Annotated in this window: 9 protein-coding genes; all 9 read left to right on the forward strand. The window is 69.6% G+C overall.

Features of this window, described 5'->3' with window-relative positions:
- The first annotated feature begins 1 nt into the window (after position 1).
- Positions 2 to 1,252 carry a GNAT family N-acetyltransferase gene (locus WMF27_RS16290; protein ID WP_437767964.1) on the forward strand — a complete coding sequence of 417 codons (1,251 nt, stop codon included), beginning with the start codon at positions 2 to 4 and terminating at the stop codon, positions 1,250 to 1,252.
- Between the two features lie 62 nt (positions 1,253 to 1,314).
- Positions 1,315 to 1,947, forward strand: coding sequence for an FMN-binding negative transcriptional regulator (locus WMF27_RS16295; protein ID WP_437944268.1), 633 nt, complete (start codon positions 1,315 to 1,317; stop codon positions 1,945 to 1,947).
- Between the two features lie 249 nt (positions 1,948 to 2,196).
- Positions 2,197 to 2,346 carry a GxxExxY protein gene (locus WMF27_RS16300; RefSeq protein ID WP_437767962.1) on the forward strand — a complete coding sequence of 50 codons (150 nt, stop codon included), beginning with the start codon at positions 2,197 to 2,199 and terminating at the stop codon, positions 2,344 to 2,346.
- Between the two features lie 922 nt (positions 2,347 to 3,268).
- Complete coding sequence (drmD, locus tag WMF27_RS16305) at positions 3,269 to 6,934, forward strand: DISARM system SNF2-like helicase DrmD (protein ID WP_437767961.1); 3,666 nt, start codon at positions 3,269 to 3,271, stop codon at positions 6,932 to 6,934.
- 17 nt (positions 6,935 to 6,951) lie between these two features.
- Positions 6,952 to 11,022 (forward strand): type IIL restriction-modification enzyme MmeI, encoded by a 4,071-nt coding sequence (locus WMF27_RS16310; protein WP_437767960.1) that lies wholly within the window; start codon positions 6,952 to 6,954, stop codon positions 11,020 to 11,022.
- Between the two features lie 53 nt (positions 11,023 to 11,075).
- Positions 11,076 to 12,128 (forward strand): PDDEXK nuclease domain-containing protein, encoded by a 1,053-nt coding sequence (locus WMF27_RS16315; RefSeq protein ID WP_437767959.1) that lies wholly within the window; start codon positions 11,076 to 11,078, stop codon positions 12,126 to 12,128.
- Entirely contained in the window at positions 12,125 to 15,511 is a 3,387-nt protein-coding gene (drmA, locus tag WMF27_RS16320) for a DISARM system helicase DrmA (RefSeq protein WP_437767958.1), read from the forward strand. Before WMF27_RS16315 ends, drmA begins: the two co-directional genes overlap by 4 nt.
- On the forward strand, positions 15,511 to 17,376 hold the full coding sequence (drmB, locus tag WMF27_RS16325; protein ID WP_437944269.1) for a DrmB family protein: 1,866 nt from the start codon (positions 15,511 to 15,513) through the stop codon (positions 17,374 to 17,376). Before drmA ends, drmB begins: the two co-directional genes overlap by 1 nt.
- A complete protein-coding gene (locus WMF27_RS16330; RefSeq protein ID WP_437767956.1) occupies positions 17,373 to 18,194 on the forward strand; it encodes a phospholipase D-like domain-containing protein in 822 nt (273 codons plus the stop codon). The genes drmB and WMF27_RS16330 overlap by 4 nt, the downstream gene beginning before the upstream one ends.
- Positions 18,195 to 18,205: the final 11 nt, after the last annotated feature.

The raw sequence follows: 18,205 nt of genomic DNA on the forward strand, positions 1-18,205 counted from the left end.
CATGTCCCTCGCGCTGACGTTCCATGGCTCCGTGAGCCACCTGAGCGACGCGGAGCTGGATGCGCTCACGGCCGGAGCGGGCGTGTTCTTCGGCCGGCGCTGGCTCCGGATGCTGGACGCCGTGGATCTCGCCTTCCTGGTCCGGGGGGAGCTGTCCCTGCGGTATGCCATCGTCAGCCAGCAGGGGGTCCCGATCGCGCTGTGCCCGTTCTTCATCACGCGGAGCAAGACGATCCACCCCCACTACTCGCTGGAGAAGTTCTTCTTCACAAGCTGGAAGGCGGATCTCGAGCGCCTCAACCCCGGCAGCGCCCGCTGGAGCGGGCTGGCGATCGCCGTGGCGGATGCCTACCGCCGGCTGGCGTGGCTCTCGGGGGCCGGGGCCGACGGCGCGGTGGTCGTGGCGAGCCCGCTCAGCCTGCGGGGCGGCGTCCTCTGCGCGCCGCAGCCGGCCCCTGTCGCGGAGCGGGCCCGGAAAATGGTCGTCGAGGGGCTCCGGGAGCTCGCGGCGAGCGAGCAGTGTCCGCTCTACTTCTACGGTGTGCCCGAGGAGGACGTCGCGCTGCGCGAGGCGCTCACGGGGGCGTCCTTCCAGGAGCTCTTCCTCTTCCACGACAACCTCGTCGACGTCCCCGGTGAAGGCCTCGAAGATTACCTGGGCAAGTTCAAGAGCGACGCCCGGCGGCTGCTGAAGAAGGAGATGGCCCAGGCGCGGAGAGAGGGCGTGCGCTTCGAGCGCGTTTCCCGGCTCAGCGAGATGGGGGGCCACTTCGAGCGCTTCTACGAGGTGACGTATTCCCAGTACGGCAAGGAGCACTTCCGCAATCCGGCCTGGTTCTGGGCTGCGCTCGAGCGGCACGTCTCCCCGGAGGCGGAGGCGGTGGTGGCCATGAAGGGCGCCGAGCCGGTCGGGTTCTCCCTGCTCCTGCACAAGCAAGAGGATCTGTGGTTCTACCGGGTCGGGCGCGCGGAGACCGGCGCCTCGGCGTCGGCCCTGTATTTCAACCTCGCCTTCTACGAGCCGGTGCGCCGGGCCTATCAGCTCGGGGCCCGGAGGCTCTGGCTGGGGCCTGGCGGGTACGAGACCAAGCGGCGGAGGGGGGCGCGGCGGCATGCGGTCTCCGGGTTTCTCTGGATCCCGCGGCGCTGGTCGCGCACGGTCTTGCGACCCTACCTGTCCCTCTTCTCCCGCCTGAGCCGGGCCCAGGTGCAGGGCGACCCCCGGAGCGCTCACATGGGCGGGGCCCCCTGACCAACGCTCGCATGGGCGGGGCCCCCTGGTCCGGCCGAGACTGGAACGCTAAGGTACGCCGGATGTACATCCCCAGGTCGTTCCACGAGCAGGACGAGTCGGAGCTGCTGGCGCTCATCGGCGAGCACGGCTTCGCGACGCTGGTCACTGTGGAGAACGACGTCCCCTGTGCGACGCACCTGCCGCTCCTCGCCGAGCGGGACCCCGAGGGACGACTGCTCCTCCAGGGCCATGTGGCGCGGGCGAATCCGCAGTGGCGGGCGTTCGCGCAGCAGGGGGAGGTGCTCGCCATCTTCACGGGGCCGCACGCGTACATATCCCCCTCCGTTTACAGGCGGCCCGGCGTCCCGACCTGGAACTATGCGGTTGTCCATGTCTATGGCACACCCAGCATCGTCGAGGAGCCCGCGAAGGTCCTGAGCTCGCTGCGGCGGCTGGCCAGCAAGTACGAGGCCGGGAGGGACAACCCCTGGAGCCCCGATGACGCCGAGGCGGTCGTGCGCCAGCTCTTGGGCGGCATCGTCGCGTTCGAGATCTCCGTGACCCGGCTGGAAGGCAAGTTCAAGCTGAGCCAGAACCGCGACCCGCAGGATTACGATGCCGTCATGCGGTTCCTGGAGCTCGGCCGTCCACGCGGCGGCGAGGGGCTCGTGGAGCTGATGGGCGCGCGCAGGCCGAAGGGTGACGACGCGTAGAGGTCTGGTCGTAATCCTCGCTTTATTGTTGAATCCCCCGGTGGCGCCATGGGCGAAGGCGCTCCGTGCGCGGAACCAGTTGAGCAGGAGCTCTCGCTCAGCTGACCATGAAGTCACGTTGACGGAGGGCGTCAAACCGCAGCTTGTCAGATCGCTGGGGGCCTCGTCGTGCCTGCTGCTGACGTCGTCGAGAATCTCGGATTTTAACGCAAAGGCGCAAAGGCGCAAAGGCGCAAAAAGGCGGAGAGAATGACCGAGAACGAGATAGCCAAGGTCGTCGTCGAGGCAGCGATCGAGGTGCATCGTACCCTTGGAGGCCCAGGGCTGCTCGAGACAGTCCACGAAGATGCGCTTGCCTTCGAGCTCGAGTCGCGAGGGCTCACCGTGGTGCGCCAGTAAGGCCGTACCGCTCGTGTACAAGGGCGAGCGTCCTGCGTCGGACCTTCGTCTCGACTTGGCGCCTTGGCGTTAAAATCTCCGGTCTCCCGCTACGAGTAGACACGCCCATGCACCGCCTCTGCGACCACGGTCTGCGAGCAGGCGACGCATCCCACAGATCCCGCGACGCATCGCCCAGCCATGCGCTGCGGCAGGGCGCCCCGCGGATGCCCGCAAGCGGTCCACGCAGAGCCCGGGCATCCGAAGCCCCGTCGAAGAGCCTCCGCGACAAGGCCCGAAGCCGTCTCGACGCCACCGCTCGGGGCGGGCGGGACGCCGTGAACCCATCCGGGTGAGGTGGCGCGTCCACGCGGGAGACGAGGTGCACTCGTCTCCCGGTGGACGTGGCGCCAGCAAAAGACGAGGTGCACTCGTCTCCCGGTGGACGTGGCTCCAGCAAAAGACGAGGTGCACTCGTCTCCCGGTGGACGTGGCTCCAGCAAAAGACGAGTGGCGCTCGTCTCGGCGGTGGACGTGGCTCCAGCAAAAGACGAGCGGCACCCGTCTCCCGGTGGACGTGGCTCCAAGAAAAGACGATTGGCACTCGTCTTTCGGTGGAGAGGTCACCCGTCGGCCCTGCGAGCCCCCTCGGCCAGCCCTGCTCATCGGCGCTCCGGCGTCGGCATCCGAGGGGGCACGATCTGCTCGTGCGCATCACTCCGCTCGGTGGATCGGGCCTCGTCGCGCGCTGGAGCCGTCGGCGCGATGTGCTGCCGCTCTGCTCTTTCCAGGTCCAGGCCGAGGGTAAGCGCCAGGAGCAGGTCGTGCGACGCTCGCGCGCAACCCGGTGAGCCGTCGACTGAACAATCTTCACCGTGTCGTTGCCGAGGCGTACCTTGCCGTGGGCCGCCAGCTCTGCGCGGCGCGTGGAACCCCGATGTCGATGTCCGTGTCCTTGCCCTCCGCTTCCTCGCCCTCCGTCCGCACGCTCCTCGAGTCGCTGCCCTCACGGGGACGCTTGATCGAGCTCGCGCGCTACTTCGGCGTCTTCGTGCCCCAGCGCGGCACGAAGGCCGAGCTGGTCGCCGCCCTGGCGCGCTCCGAGCAGGTCCGCATGCGCGCCGTGGTCGAATGGATGGGCCGCGACGAGCTCCGCGCTGCCTGCCAGGCCCACGGCCTGGACGCCTCCAGCCGCGCGCGCCAGGAGCTCGCAGAGCGGCTCCTCCAGGCCGTCGGCGATCGCAAGACGGCCCCTCCGGCGGGCCTCTTCGGAGCCCACGTCACCCCGCGCCTCACGCCCGTGAAGGGGGACATCGCGCTCGTCCGGCAGCGCCAGTACCTCGTCGAGGACGTCATCACGCCCGAAGCCCCGAGCGAGGCCACCCGCGTCGACCTCGTCTGCCTCGACGACGATGCGCAGGGCGTCCGCCTCTCGGTGCTCTGGGAGATCGAGCTCGGCGCGAAGGTCCTCCAGCCCGAGGCCGAGGGGCTCGGCGCGGTCGCCTCGCTCGACCCCCCGCGCCGCTTCGCGGCCTACTTCCACGCCCTCAAGTGGAGCAGCGTCACGGCCACGCGCGCCGATCTCTTCCAGGCGCCGTTCCGGGCTGGCATCAAGCTCCTCGACCACCAGCTCACGCCCCTCAAGAAGGCCCTCGAGCTGCCGCGCGCGAACCTGTTCATCGCCGACGACGTGGGCCTCGGCAAGACCATCGAGGCCGGGCTCGTCATGCAGGAGCTCCAGCTCCGGCAGCGCGTGGACTTCGTCCTCGTCGTCTGTCCGGCCTCCCTCTGCCTCCAGTGGCGCGGCGAGATGGAAAAGCGCTTCGGCCAGCGCTTCGAGATCATGGGCCGCGAGCTCGTCGCCCGCCGGCGCCGCGAGCGGGGCTTCGGCGTCAACACCTGGAGCACGCACAACCGCTTCATCGTCTCCTACCAGACGCTCCGCCGCACCGAGTACCGCGAGCCGCTCATCGCCCACCTCGGCGCGCGCATGAAGAAGAGCCTGCTCGTGCTCGACGAGGCCCACACCGCGGCGCCCGCCTCGGCGAGCCTGTACGCGGTCGACTCCCACGTCACGACCTTGATCCGCGACGAGCTCGGCCCGCGGTTCGAGAACCGCCTCTTCCTGTCGGCGACGCCGCACAACGGTCACTCGAACAGCTTCAGCGCCCTCATGGCCATGCTCGACCCCCAGCGCTTCACGCGGGGCGTCCCCATCCAGGCGGGGTCGAAGGCGCTCTCCGCCGTGATGGTCCGCAGGCTCAAGCGCGACCTCCAGGCGCTCGGCAAGAGCGATTTCCCCGTCCGGAGCGTCGTCCGGATCGCCCTTACGCGCGAGGGCGACGGCTTCCGGGCGCGGTGCTTCGAGGCCGAGGCCGGCCAGCGGGAGAAGCTCGCCGCGGAGATCGCGCTCGGCCCCGTCGGCACGCCCGAGCTCGAGCTCTCGCGCCTCCTGGCCGAGTACACCGAGGCGATGAAGCCGAAGCGCGGCCGTGGGCAGCTCGTCTTCATCAACCTCCAGAAGCGGCTCCTCTCGAGCATCGAAGCGTTCCACCGGACGCTGAACGCGCACGCCGCGCGCGTCGACGAGGGGGCGGCGAGCGCCGATTCCCGCCGCTCGGCGGGGCGCACCGCCATGCTGGACGACCAGCTCGATCTGGAAGGAATGGCGAGCGCCGCACCAGCGCCTGCGCCGCTGCTCGGGCGCAGGCGGTCCGAGGACGACGACGCGTATGGCGTCGACGACGAGCAGCGCGACGAGGAGGACGCGGCCGAGGTCGCTTCGGCGTCGACCGCGCTCCCGTCCCCCGAGGGGCGCGCCCGCCAGCTGCTCCAGCGCATGCTCGACCTCTCCCGCCAGCACCGCCATCGGCCCGACGCCAAGGTGGCGGCGCTCCTGCACTGGCTCCGCGCGGAGCTCTGCCCGGGGGTCGGCGCGTCGGAAAGGGGCAAGCGCACGAGCGGCGCCTGGGGCGACCGGCGGGTGATCATCTTCACGGAGTACGGCGACTCCATGCGCTACCTCCAGAAGACGCTCGGCGCCGCGTTCGAGGACACCGACCGCGGCGATGAGCGCATCGCCATCTTCCACGGCGGCATGGGCGACGAGGCGCGCGAGGAGCTGCAGCGGGCGTTCAACGGCGATCCGGGGGAGCACCCCGTGCGCGTCCTCATCGCCACCGACGCCGCGCGCGAGGGCCTGAACCTCCAGAACCACTGCGCCGATCTCTTCCACTTCGACGTCCCGTGGAACCCCGCCCGCATGGAGCAGCGCAACGGCCGCATCGATCGCACGCTCCAGCCCGCGAGCAAGGTCCGCTGCCACTACTTCGTCTACCCGGAGCGCGCCGAGGACGCGGTGCTCGAGAAGCTCGTGGGCAAGGTCGAGACGATCCAGACCGAGCTCGGGAGCCTGGGCGAGGTCGTCATGGAGCGCATCGAGCGGGCGTTCAGCCATGGCATCGATCGGAGCACCGCGGCCGCCCTCGACGAGGCCGAGCGGCTCCCCGAGCAGGCCGAGACGACCCGGCGCGAGCTCGAGACCCAGCGCGAAGGCCCGGCCGCGCTGAGGAAGGAGATCGACGAGGCGCGCCGCATCCTCGGCCGATCCCGCAAGGTGATGGACTTCAGGGAGGAGCTCCTGCACGACGCCATCGACGTCGGCCTGGAGCTCGCGGGGGCCGCGCCCCTCGCGCCGCACGCCGAGAAGGTGGAGGGGCAGCAGGCGTTCGCGCTGCCGCCTCTGCCGGCGAGCTGGGACCGCACCCTCGACAGCCTGCGCCGCCCTCGCCGCAGGGACGAGCCCGAGTGGGAATGGCGCAAGCTCGCCCCGCAGCCCGTGGTCTTCAAGGCGCTCGACCGGATGGGCGAGGAGCGCGTCCACCTGCACCTCGAGCACCCGTTCGTGCAGCGCATCCTGGCGCGCTTCCTGGCCCAGGGCTTCGGCGCGCAGGATCTCTCGCGCGTGACGGTCGTGCCCGACGACCGCTCGGGCGAGCCGCGGGCCATCGCCTTCGGTCGCCTCTCGCTGTTCGGGCCCGGGGCCGCGCGCCTGCACGACGAGCTCATCGCCGTCGCCGCGCCCTTCCGCGAGAGCGGCGACGGTGATCACCTGAAGCCCATGGGCACCGAGGAGGATCGCCAGGCCGTCGCCCACCTCGAGGAGCTGCTCACGCGCGTGGGCGGCCTCCCGGCCGTCCCGGAGCCCCTTCGCCGGCGCCTCGCGAGGGCGGCCGCCGCCGACTTCGGCGTGCTCTGGCGGCACGTGCAGGACGAGGCCGACGGCCGGGCGCACGAGGCCGCGCAGCTCCTCTCGGCCCGCGGCGCCAAGGAAGCCGAGGACCTGCGGCAGATCCTGAGGGCCCAGCGCGTCGAGATCGAGGGCCAGCTGAACGTCCAGCTCTCGCTCTTCGGCCAGCTCGAGGGCGACACGATGAAGTCGCAGCGGGAGCAGCTCGAGAGCGAGCGAGAGGACATGAGGAAGCGCCTGGGCCGCATCGAGGACGAGATCCGGGACGAGCCGGTGGAGCTCGAGGCGCTCTACCGCGTGAGCCTGAAGCGGCTCGCGCCGGTCGGGCTCGTGTACCTCTGGCCGACGACGAGCATCTAGCAGGGACGAGAGAGGCCATGAGCGACGCCGACAAGCGATTCCACGAGCAATGGATCGGCATGGCGCAGCCCTCGGAGGGGCTCGTCGTGTCGGTGCCCGTGCTGGTCGATGCCCAGTGCGCGGAGAAGCTGCCGCGGGAGGCGCACCTGGCCTTCCTCGAGTGCCTCGAGGAGGACGCCGAGAACAGGCTGCACGTCCCGGATCTGGCGCGGCTCTTCTCGACCGTGCTCGACCTCGACGCCGAGCGCTTCGACGCGGCGGAGGCGCTCCCGAAGGAGCTCTCGCTCTACGTCGTGGAGGGCAAGCAGCTCCTCCGGCCGACGCGCGCGCTCCGGTGGAACAAGCCCCGGGAGGAGGCGGCCGCCGCGGCGGACAGCACGCCCGCGGCGCAGGCGGGGCGGCCGTACGCGATGCTCGTCTGGGAGGTGCCGCCCGAGGTCGAGCAGCTCGACAGGCCCGAGCAGGTCACCGGCGCGTGGGAGTACCCGGCGCAGGCGAAGTTCGAGCGGCTGCTCCGGGAGTGCCGCGTGCCGATCGGGCTCCTCTCGAACGGCCACGAGATCCGGCTCGTGTACGCGCCGCACGGCGAGTCGAGCGGGTGGATCGCGTTCCGCGCCGCCGACATGGCGTCCGTCAGCGGGCGGCCGATCTTCGACGCCTTCGTGATGCTGCTCTCGCGGCAGCGCTGGTTCGGCGTGGCGGCGGAGCAGTCGCTCCCGGCCGTCCTGGCCGAGAGCCGCAAGCGCAACGCCGACGTCACCACCGAGCTCTCGCGCCAGGTGTTCGAGGCGCTCGAGGCGCTGCTCGCGGGGTTCGCCGCCGCCGAGGAGCGGGACGGCACGGGCGCCCTCCGGGACGCGCTGGAGCGGGAGGACGACCACCTCTACGCGGGCCTGCTGACGGTGCTGCTGCGGCTCGTGTTCCTGCTCTACTGCGAGGACCGGGGGCTCCTGCCGGCCGAGCACCCGCTGTTCGCGCGGAACTACAGCCTGCTCGGGCTGTTCGACGCGCTCCAGGCCGACTTCGGGAAGTACCCGGACACGATGCACCGGCGCTTCGGGGCGTACCCGCGGCTCGTAGGGCTGTTCCGGGCGGTCTATCTCGGTGTGTCGCACGGGGAGCTCGTGATCCCGGCGCGGCGCGGGCAGCTCTTCGAGCCGAACGCCTATCCGTTCCTCGAGGGGTGGGGGCCGGAGGGGAGCGCGCCGATCACGCAGGCGGAGGCGCGCGCGGCCGTGAAGCTGCCCAGCATCGACGACCTGACCGTGTACTCGGTGCTGGAGCGGCTGCTCTACCTGGGCGGCCAGCGGCTCTCGTACAAGGCGCTCGACGTGGAGCAGATCGGCAGCGTGTACGAGGCGCTGATGGGCTTCGGGGTGAAGCGCATCGAGCGCGGCGCGGTGCGGATCCGGCTCGGGAGCAAGAAGGGCGCGGCGCGGGTCTGGGTGGAGGCGGACGCGCTGCTCGCGGCGGCGGCGAACCAGCGGGAGCGGTGGCTCCAGGACGAGCTCGGGTTCGACAAGAACGTGGCGGCGAAGATCGCCGAGGCGGTGAAGGGCGCGAAGAAGGCCGAGGAGGCGCTCGGGGCGATGGAGCCCCTGAGCGGGCGGACCCCGGAGCGGGCGGGCGCAGGGACGCTGGTGATCCAGCCGGGGCCGGAGCGGCGGCGGACGAGCAGCCACTACACGCCGCGCACGCTGACCGAGCCGATCGTGGAGCGGACGCTGGAGCCGCTGATCAAGGCGATGGGGGAGGCGCCGAGCTCGGAGACGCTGCTGAACCTGGTGGTCTGCGATCCGGCGGTGGGGTCGGGGGCGTTCCTGGTGGCGGCCTGCCGGTACCTGGCCGATCACGTGGTGGCGGCGTGGACGCGGGAGGGGCGGCTGGAGGTGATCGCCAGCGCGCACGAGGACGTCGTGAACCACGCGCGGCGGCTGGTGGCGCAGCGGTGCCTGTACGGCGTCGACAAGAACACGTATGCGGTGCAGCTCGCGCGGCTGTCGCTGTGGCTCGTGACGATGGCCAGGAACGAGCCGTTCACGTTCGTGGACCATGCGATACGGCACGGCGACTCGCTGGTGGGGCTGAGCTTCGACCAGATTCGCGCGTTCCACTGGAAGCCGCAGGCGCAGGTGGAGCTGTCGGCTGGGCTTCTGTCAGAGGCGCTGGACGAGGCGATCGGGATACGGAAGAGGATCCTGGAGCTGGCAGGCGAGGGGACGTACGCGGCGCAGCGGGAGAAGGAGCGGCTGCTGTTCGACGCGGAGGACGCGCTCGACCGGGTGCGGCTGGTCGCGGATCTCGTGGTGGGGGCGTTCTTCGGGCAGAAGAGCGACAAGGAGCGGGAGAAGGAGCGGACGCGGCGGCTGGACCGGGTGACGGCGTGGCTCGCGGCGGAGAAGCGGGGGGAGGGGGAGACGGCGGGGGGGATCCTGGCGGAGCTGCGGGGGATGCAGGGGGAGATCCGGCGGGAGCAGGTGCCGTTCCACTGGATGATCGAGTTTCCGGAGGTGTTTTCCGTCGAGAGGCCGGATCCACTCGAGGGAAACAAGGTCACTGGCAAGGCGATGGTGGATGCCTTTGTTGGAAATCCTCCTTTTTTGGGTGGAAAGAGAATTTCGACTGAGCTTGGTGATGCGTTCGGTAGCTGGATCGCGGAGGAGCACACCACCTCGAAAAATACCGACATATGTGCTCACTTCTTCCGCCGCGGGTTCTCGATGCTGGGTGCGCATGGTGTGCTGGGGTTTGTGGCGACCAACTCGCTCGCACAAGGTGATAACCGAAGCGGTGGTCTTGCCTGGATTCTTGCTCATGGTGGTGTGATCTTCTCTGCAACGCGTAATGTCGCCTGGCCAGGAGATGCGGCGGTTACGATCTCCGTTGTTCACGTTGCCCGCGGAATTGAGTCGTTCGGCGCTGCATGTAGCCTCGATGGAAACTGTTGCAAATTCATTGATTCCCGTCTGCTTCCAAGGGCTGAGCGGCCAGATCCTACCCCGTTGAGTGCAAATGCGCTCATATGTTTCAGTGGGTCATACGTGGCAGGTCAGGGATTCTTCTTGTCTCCGGATGAGAGACGCGAAATTCTCGCTGAAGATCGCAAAGCGACGCCCTTGGTTCACGAGTACATGGGCGGCGAAGAGCTCGCAACATCACCCGCGCTCGATGCGGTTCGGTGGGTGATTAACTTTGGAAGCATGTCCTTGGAAGAGGCTGAGAAATGGCCGTCGCTTATGAATGTGGTGCGAGCGAGGGTGAAGCCCGAGCGTGAGGCGACTCGGCTGATGACGGGGCCGGGCGGGCACGGAAAGAAGTATTGGTGGCAGTATATTTCGCGCTGCGATCCCCTGTACCAGCGGATTCGCTTGTCGCGTCGGTGTCTGGTGGTCTCGCAGGTGTCCAAGTATCTAGCATTCGCTTGGCAGCCGACGACGCGGGTGTTCGGGCACACGATGTACGTGGTCACGAAAGATTCCGCATTCTACTTTTCGGTGCTGCAGTCGCGCGTCCATGAGCCATGGGCGCGACTCCTGTCGTCTTCGATGAAGACGGACCTTCGCTATACCCCAACCGACTGCTTTGAGACATTTCCCTTTCCGAATCCAGAGTCCCGCGCCATCATTCCTACACTCGAATCCATCGGCGAGAAGCTCTACGAAACCCGCGCTCGCTTCATGGTCGACACCAACCAGGGCCTAACAAAGGCCTACAACGCCCTGAAGGACCCCGCGAACGACGACCCCCGCATCCTCGAACTGCGCGCCCTCCACGAGGAGATGGACCGCGCTGTGCTCGCCGCCTATGGCTGGAGCGACATCGCTGTTCCCCCCTACTGCCCGAAGACTGACGAGGATCGCGCCGCCGTCCAGGCCTTCGAGGACGAGGTGATCGACCGCCTCTTCGTCCTCAACGCCAAGCGCGCCGACCAGGAAAAGCAAGCCGCCGCAGCCGCCGCACCTCCCGCGAAGGGCGCCAGGAAGTCCGCCACCAAAAAGCCCGCCGATCCCGCGAAGAAGCCCCGCACCCCGCGCGCCAAGCCGGCGGCGCCCACGTTGCCCGGCTTCGCGGACGAGAGCGACCCGTGATCCGACGCTCCGCGGCACGACCTCGCCGGGGCGCTCCCAAGGCGGCTCCGCTCGTGAAGACGCCGCCCGCGCCCTCCGTGGCGCCCTCGAAGCTCGTCGGGGACATCAGCCGCCTGATCGAGGCGGCACGCCAGCGGGCGGCGGTGACCGTGAACGCCGTGCTCACCCGGCTCTACTGGCGCATCGGCGCGCGGATCCGGACCGAGGTGCTCCGGTACGCCCGCGCTGCCTACGGCGACAGGGTGATCGCCGCGCTCGCGGAGCAGCTCCAGCGCCGCTACGGCCGCGGCTTCTCGGAGAAGACGCTGCGGCGCATGGTCCAGTTCGCCGAGGCCTTCCCCGAGGAGTCGATTGTCGCGACGCTGTCGCGACAATTGACCTGGAGCCACTTCGTTCTCCTGCTGCCGCTCGAGGCTCCCCTCGCGCGCGCGTTCTACGCCGAGATGTGCCGCGTCGAGCGCTGGAGCGTGCGCGCGCTCCACCAGCAGATCGACAGCATGCTCTACGAGCGGACCGCGCTCTCCCGCAAGCCCAAGCGCGTCGTCGAAGCCCAGATCGCGGCGCTGCGGGCCGAGGACCAGGTCACCCCCGAGATGCTCCTGAAGGACCCCTACGTCCTGGATTTCCTCGGCGTTCAGGACCGCTACCTCGAGAAGGATCTCGAGGACGCCATCCTGCGCGAGCTGGAGGCGTTCATCCTGGAGCTCGGGAGCGGGTTCTGCTTCGTCGCCCGCCAGAAGCGGATCCAGATCGACGGGGACGACTTCTACATCGACCTCGTCTTCTACAACCGGAAGCTCCAGCGGATCGTGGCGGTCGACCTGAAGGTCGGCGCGTTCAAGGCCGAGTACAAGGGGCAGATGGAGCTCTACCTGCGCTGGCTCGACCGCCACGAGCGCGAGCCCGGAGAGGAAACACCCCTCGGGATCATCCTCTGCGCCGGCAAGCGCCGCGAGCAGATCGAGCTCCTGGAGCTGGGCAAGACGGGCATCCACGTCGCGGAGTACCTCACCGTCCTGCCGCCCCGTGACGAGCTCGCCCGCAGGCTCCACGCCGCCATGGAACATTCACGCGCGCGGCTCGCGCCGCCCGAGGAGGCCAGATGAGCGACAGCACGTCGACGCAGCCGAAGAGGAGCCCGCCCACGAACCCCCGCGACCACCTCGTCCGCGCCCTGCACGCCGACCTGATCGGCCCCTACCAGCTCGACGAGGAGGGCATCGTCGAGCAGGAGGTCCTCGAGCTTCCGCCGTCCCGCCACTACCTCACCGGCTTCCTCGCCTCCGAAGAAGAACGCGAGCCCGAGGACCCGACCGCCGACGACAGCCTCGGCGCCGGCCCAGACGAGCCCGAGGAGGAAACCCAGGGGGAGGAGCCCGAGGACAAGCGCCCCAACCTCTGGCCCGCGTCCATCGGAATGAGCGTGCTCGTCCCGAAGGAGACGCGCGACGTCAAGGCCACCGTCCGCTTCGCCGAGTATCACCCCGAGACCGTGAAGCCCGAAGGGCGCGGCCGAGGGCAGCGCGTCTGGAAGCGAACACCGCGGCAGACGATCGCCACGGACGTCCCGCTGGACCCGCAGATCCTCAGGAACGGGATCCGCCTCCGGGACACGGTGGGCCTCGTGATCTACGGCCAGATCAAGGCCGTCGAGCACGCGCGCGGGCTCCGGGAGGGGACGCAGGCGCTCGCGCTCTTCGTCGTGAACCAGCGCGGCGCCGGCGAGAAGGGCCGGCGCGACGAGCAGATGGTCTTCCAGATCGAGATGGAGATCGCGTGCGCCGAGGGCATCGTCCCGCGGCCGAACTTCTCCGACGAGGAGAGCGACCAGTGGGACCAGAAGGTCGCCGATCTCCAGTTCCGCGAGCGCGTCGAGTACGCGGTCGGTCACGGCGTCGCTGTCGTGGTGCCCCCGGGTCAGAGCTCGGTCGTCCGCGTGAAGACCACATGGCTCCCCGAATACGAGGTGCGGCGGGTCGTTGCGCACGAGGAAGACGACGTGAACGTCGCGATGGACGAGCTCGCGAAGCTCGACAGCGCCGAGGTGGTGCGCGAGCGGCTCCAGCGCCTGCCTGCGGCCTACGGGGCGTGGATCGAGCGGCAGCGAGGCGTCGCGCTCGAGGGCGACAGGCGCGCCGAGACCCGCGACGAGCTCATGCGGAAGGCCGACGACGCCCGGCGGCGGATCCAGGAGGGCATCGCGCTCCTCGAGAGCGACAGGCAGGTCCGGCAGGCGTTCTGCCTGGCCAACGAGGCGATGGCCGAGGCCGCACGGCACCGGAGCCCTTCCCGGTACCAGGGCGGCGAGCGCCCCGAATGGCGCCTCTTCCAGCTCGCGTTCCTGCTGATGAACCTCCACGGCGTGGCCAGCGGCGAGCACCCGGACCGCGAGCGCGTCGAGCTGATCTTCTTCCCGACCGGCGGCGGCAAGACGGAGGCGTACCTCGGCGTCATCGCCTATTGCCTGCTCCTCCGCCGCCTGCGGCGGGCGAAGCTGCCCGACGGCGGTCTCGGCGTCGCCGTGCTCCTCCGGTACACCCTGCGCCTGCTCACGCTCGACCAGCTCGGCCGCGCGGCGACGCTCGTCTGCGCGCTCGAATCCCAGCGCCGGAAGATGCCCGCTGTGCTGGGCGATACGCGCTTCTCGGTGGGCCTCTGGGTCGGGCGCAGCGCCACGGCCAACACCCTGGACGAGGCGTCGAAGCTCGTCACCGGCTTCAAGCTCGGCGCGAACGGCAATCCCTGCCCGCTGCCAACCTGCCCGTGGTGCGGCAAGGAGCTCGGCGCGGGCAGCCTGACCCTCCTGCCCTCGAAGACCGCGCCCGACGAGGTGCGGGTCGGCTGCACCAGCGAGATCTGCGAGTTCTCGCGCGCCAACAACGACGAGGGCATCCCGGTCGTCTTCGTCGACGAGCAGGTCTACCGGGAGCTGCCGAGCTTCCTCATCGCCACCGTCGACAAGTTCGCGATGATGCCCTGGCGCGGCGAGGCCGGCATGCTGTTCGGCAAGGTCGGCGCGCGCGACGGCCGGCGCTTCTACGGCCCGATGGACGGGAAGCCGCCGCGCACGGCGAAGAACCTCCCCGGCGGTCTCGCCCCTCCCGAGCTCATCGTGCAGGACGAGCTGCACCTGATCTCGGGACCTCTCGGCACCATGGTCGGCCTCTACGAGACGGCGGTCGACGCCCTCTGCTCGCGCCAGACCAGCACCGGCGTCGTGCGGCCCAAGGTGCTGGCCGCGACAGCCACGGTCCGCCGCGCCGATACCCAGATCCAGGCCCTCTTCGGTCGCCCGGCGAGCACGGTGAGCGTGTTCCCGCCGCCTGGCATCGACGACTCCGAGACGTACTTCGCGACCGTCGACACGAAGAGCCCCGGCCGGAAATACGTCGGCGTGGCCGCGCAGGGGCGCAGCATGAAGGCGATCCTCCTGCGGGTGTACCGGACGCTGCTCGCGGGGGCGATGAGGACCTACGACCCGTCGTCGTCGCCCGAGCAGACGGCGGACGCGTACATGACGCTCGCCGGCTATTTCAATAGCCTCCGGGAGCTCGGAGGGATGCGGCGGCTGGTCGAGGACGAGGTGCTCGGCCGCGCCGCGCAGGCGGAAGAGGCGCGGCCGATGAACGCGACGGGCAAGCACCTCTGGTTCGCCGACCGGGAGCTCGGCGAGCCGGTCGAGCTGACGAGCCGCGAGCACACTGACGCGGTGAAGCGCACCAAGGACCGGCTCAACAAGCCCTGGAGCGATCCCGAGCGGATCGACGTGCTGCTCGCGAGCAACATGATCTCGGTCGGCGTCGACATCGATCGACTCGGCCTGATGGTTGTCGCGGGGCAGCCGAAGACGACGGCCGAGTACATCCAGGCGTCGAGCCGCGTCGGCCGCCAGGACAGGTGGCCGGGGCTCGTGGTGACCGTGTACAACCTCCACAAGCCGCGGGATCGCTCCCATTACGAGCACTTCGCCGCCTACCACGAGAGCTTCTACCGCTTCGTCGAGGCCACGAGCGTGACGCCGTTCTCGGGTCCCGCCCTCGACCGCGGCCTCGTCGGCATGCTCGTCGCGATGGTCCGGTTCGCCTCCCGCGATCTGACGCTGCCGAAGGGCGCCATGGGGCTGCCGGCAAACCGGCACCTGGCGAACGCCGTCCTCGACCAGATCGCCGCGCGCGCGAGCGGCCAGCCCGAGCTGAATCAAGACGGGCAAAAGAAGCTCGAGGAAGAGCTCCGGATGCGCGGGCACAACCTGCTCGACACCTGGACCGATCTGGTGCGGTCGACCCCCGAGGAGCCAAAGCAGCGCCGGTACTCGAAGTTCGACCGGGAGAAGGTCGGCGGCAAGCCGCTGCTCTACACGCCGCTCGACGAGGAGCGGCCGGGCCCCGACACGCCCGATGGCCGCTTCGCGGCGCCCACGTCGCTGCGGGACGTCGAGTCGACCGCGCACCTCTGGCTCATCGGGCGGCGCCTGGGGAGGCAAGGCTGATGGCCATCGCAAAGAAGACCGCGAAGGGTGGGCACAAGCCCCCCGAGGGCAAGATCCGGCTGGGCCAGGTCGTGATGACGTTCGGTCCGGGCGCGATGGTCGACCTGCTCGACCACGCCGTGCTCATCGGCGGCACCGACTTCTGGCGCTACGACAGGCACAAGGATCAGGGCTTCATCGACGAGCCCCGCCTGCGCGACGCCATCCTCGCCAGGGTCGGCTCGAAGCTCGGGATCGAGCTCAGCATCAACCGCGCGTTCCGGCTGCCCCCCGCGGGCGACGACGACGCGCCGTCGCAATACAACGGTATCCAGGTCGCCGAGTTCCCGTCGTGGTTCCTCTGCCAGCGTTGCCGCGCGCTCGGGCCGTCGAGGAACCTCGAGCGTGAGAAGGGGCGCTACGTTCACCGCTGCACCAACACCCAGCAGGGCTTCTGCGTCCCCGTGCGGTTCGTGGCGACGTGCAAGCGCGGCCACCTCGACGAGTTCCCCTGGAGCTGGTTCGTGCACCCGTCCCAGGAGACGCGGTGCGAATCGCTGGATCTCCATCTCAAGGAGGACGCGTCCGGCGACTTCGCCCATATCCGCGTATGCTGCGGCGTCTGCGGCGCCGAGCGAAAGCTCTCGGAGGCGCGCGAGCCCAAGATCCTGCCCCAGTGCCGGGGGGAGAGGCCGTGGCTCGGCTTCGAGGGACGCGAGGAGAAGGGCTGCGAGGAGAAGCTCAACCTGCTCGTCCGCACCGCGAGCAGCGGTTACTTCTCGCAATGGATGAGCGCGCTGTCGATCCCCGACAAGGCGCGCGAGGTCCTGAACAAGGTCAGCGAGGCGGACGTGTGGAATGTCGTGCAAGAGGCCAAGCGCGAGGAGCTCGCGCTGCTGCGCAAGGTCGTGGCCTCCGTGCGCAATGCGCTGCGCGACTACGACGACGACCAGGTGTGGACCGCGATGGAGACGATCCGCAAGGGCAAGTCGCCGGCGAGGGACGAGCTCCGGACCGCGGAGTACAAGGTCTTCCTCGAGGCGAAGGACGAGGTGGATGGCCAGCTTCCGCCGCGGGACGAGGACTTCTTCGCCTGTCGCCTGTCTCCGGAGCGGCATCCGTTGCCGCCGAAGGTGAGCCGCATCGTGCTCGCCAAGAAGGTGCGTCAGGTGCGCGCCCAGATCGGCCTGACGCGCCTGTCGGCAACCCAGATGAACCTGCAGGGCGAAACCGAGGACACGAGCAACCTCCAGCCGCTCGGGCTGACGCCGACCTGGCTGCCGGCGGCAGAGATCTTCGGCGAGGGTGTGCTGGTCTGCCTGGACGAAGAGGACGTTCGGAAATGGGAGACCCGACCGGCGGTGATTCGTCGTGAGGAGGAGCTCGCCGAAGGGTACAAGCAGGAGTTCAAGGGAAACAACCGGGGGCCGAAGTTTCCGGGGGCCAGGTTCTACCTCCTGCACTCGCTCTCGCACCTCCTCGTGTCCTCGATCTCGCTCCAGTGCGGCTATTCGGCGAGCGCGCTCTCCGAGCGCATCTACTGTGCGCCGGCCACCGACGACCTGCCGATGGCGGCGATCTTCATCATGACCGGGACGAGCGGCGCCGAGGGCACGCTCGGAGGGCTCGTCGAGCAAGGTCGCTTCATCGGCCGGCACCTCCGTCGCGCCTGGGACATGGCCTCGCTGTGCTCGAACGATCCGGTCTGCGCGCATCATTCGCCCGGGGACCAGTCGGGGCGCCACCTCGAGGGCGCCGCCTGCCATGGGTGCCTGTTCGTCGCAGAGCCGGCGTGTGAGCGATTCAACCGCTACCTGGACCGGGCGCTCGTCGTGCCAGCGATGGGGCACGATCCCGAGCTCGCCTTCTTCAAGGTCCGCCCGTGACGGGGGCGGGGTTATCCGCGGTCACGGAGCAGGATCTGCTCGCCCTCGTCGCCGCGCTCGACCGGGGGGACGTGCGCGCGCCGATGAGCGAGACGGGCCTCCGGGCCAACGGCTTCGGGCACCTCGTCGACGCGCTGCGGCCTTATCTCAAGCTCGGTCGGGAAGGCATTCACGCGGTCGTCGACGTCGTGCTCGCCGAGCGGCGGCATCGCAAGGCCGCCAGGCTCACCCTGGTCTGGACGGGCGACGACCCGGGCGTCAGCCATTCTCGCCACACGCGGGTCCTCCTGCCCGAGCTCTTCGAGCGGGCGCGGCAGCACGTGCTCGTCGCCGGCTACTCCATCGACCACGGCGCGGAGCTCTTCGCGTCGCTGCACCGGGGCATGGTCGACCATGGGGTGACGGCGGATCTCTTCGTCGACGTGGATCAGCTCGCCAGGCGGCTGGAGCAGGCGGCGAAGGGCGCAGGGCAGAGCTGGCCCCTGGTGTCGGCGCCGCTCGTGGCCGCGAAGGGGAATGTGGCGCGGGGGCAGGCCGTGGTGGCGCTGTTCTTCCGGCTGATGTGGCCGTTCGGCGATCCGAGGCCGGTCGTCTATTTCGACCCGAGGACGGCAGACAGGCAGAGCGCGGTCAGCCTGCACGCGAAGTGTGTCGTGATCGACCACGAGTACACGCTCATCACGTCGGCGAACTTCACGGATCGTGGGCAGACGCGGAACCTGGAGGCAGGGGTGGCGATCGAGGACCGGGGGTTCGCGGCGAGCCTCGAGAGGCAATGGCTTAACCTGGTGGACGCGGGGGTGGTCGTGAGGGCGTGACGCGCGCCCGA

Source organism: Sorangium sp. So ce281 (genome assembly GCF_051527395.1).
GTDB lineage: Bacteria > Myxococcota_A > Polyangia > Polyangiales > Polyangiaceae > Sorangium > Sorangium cellulosum_B.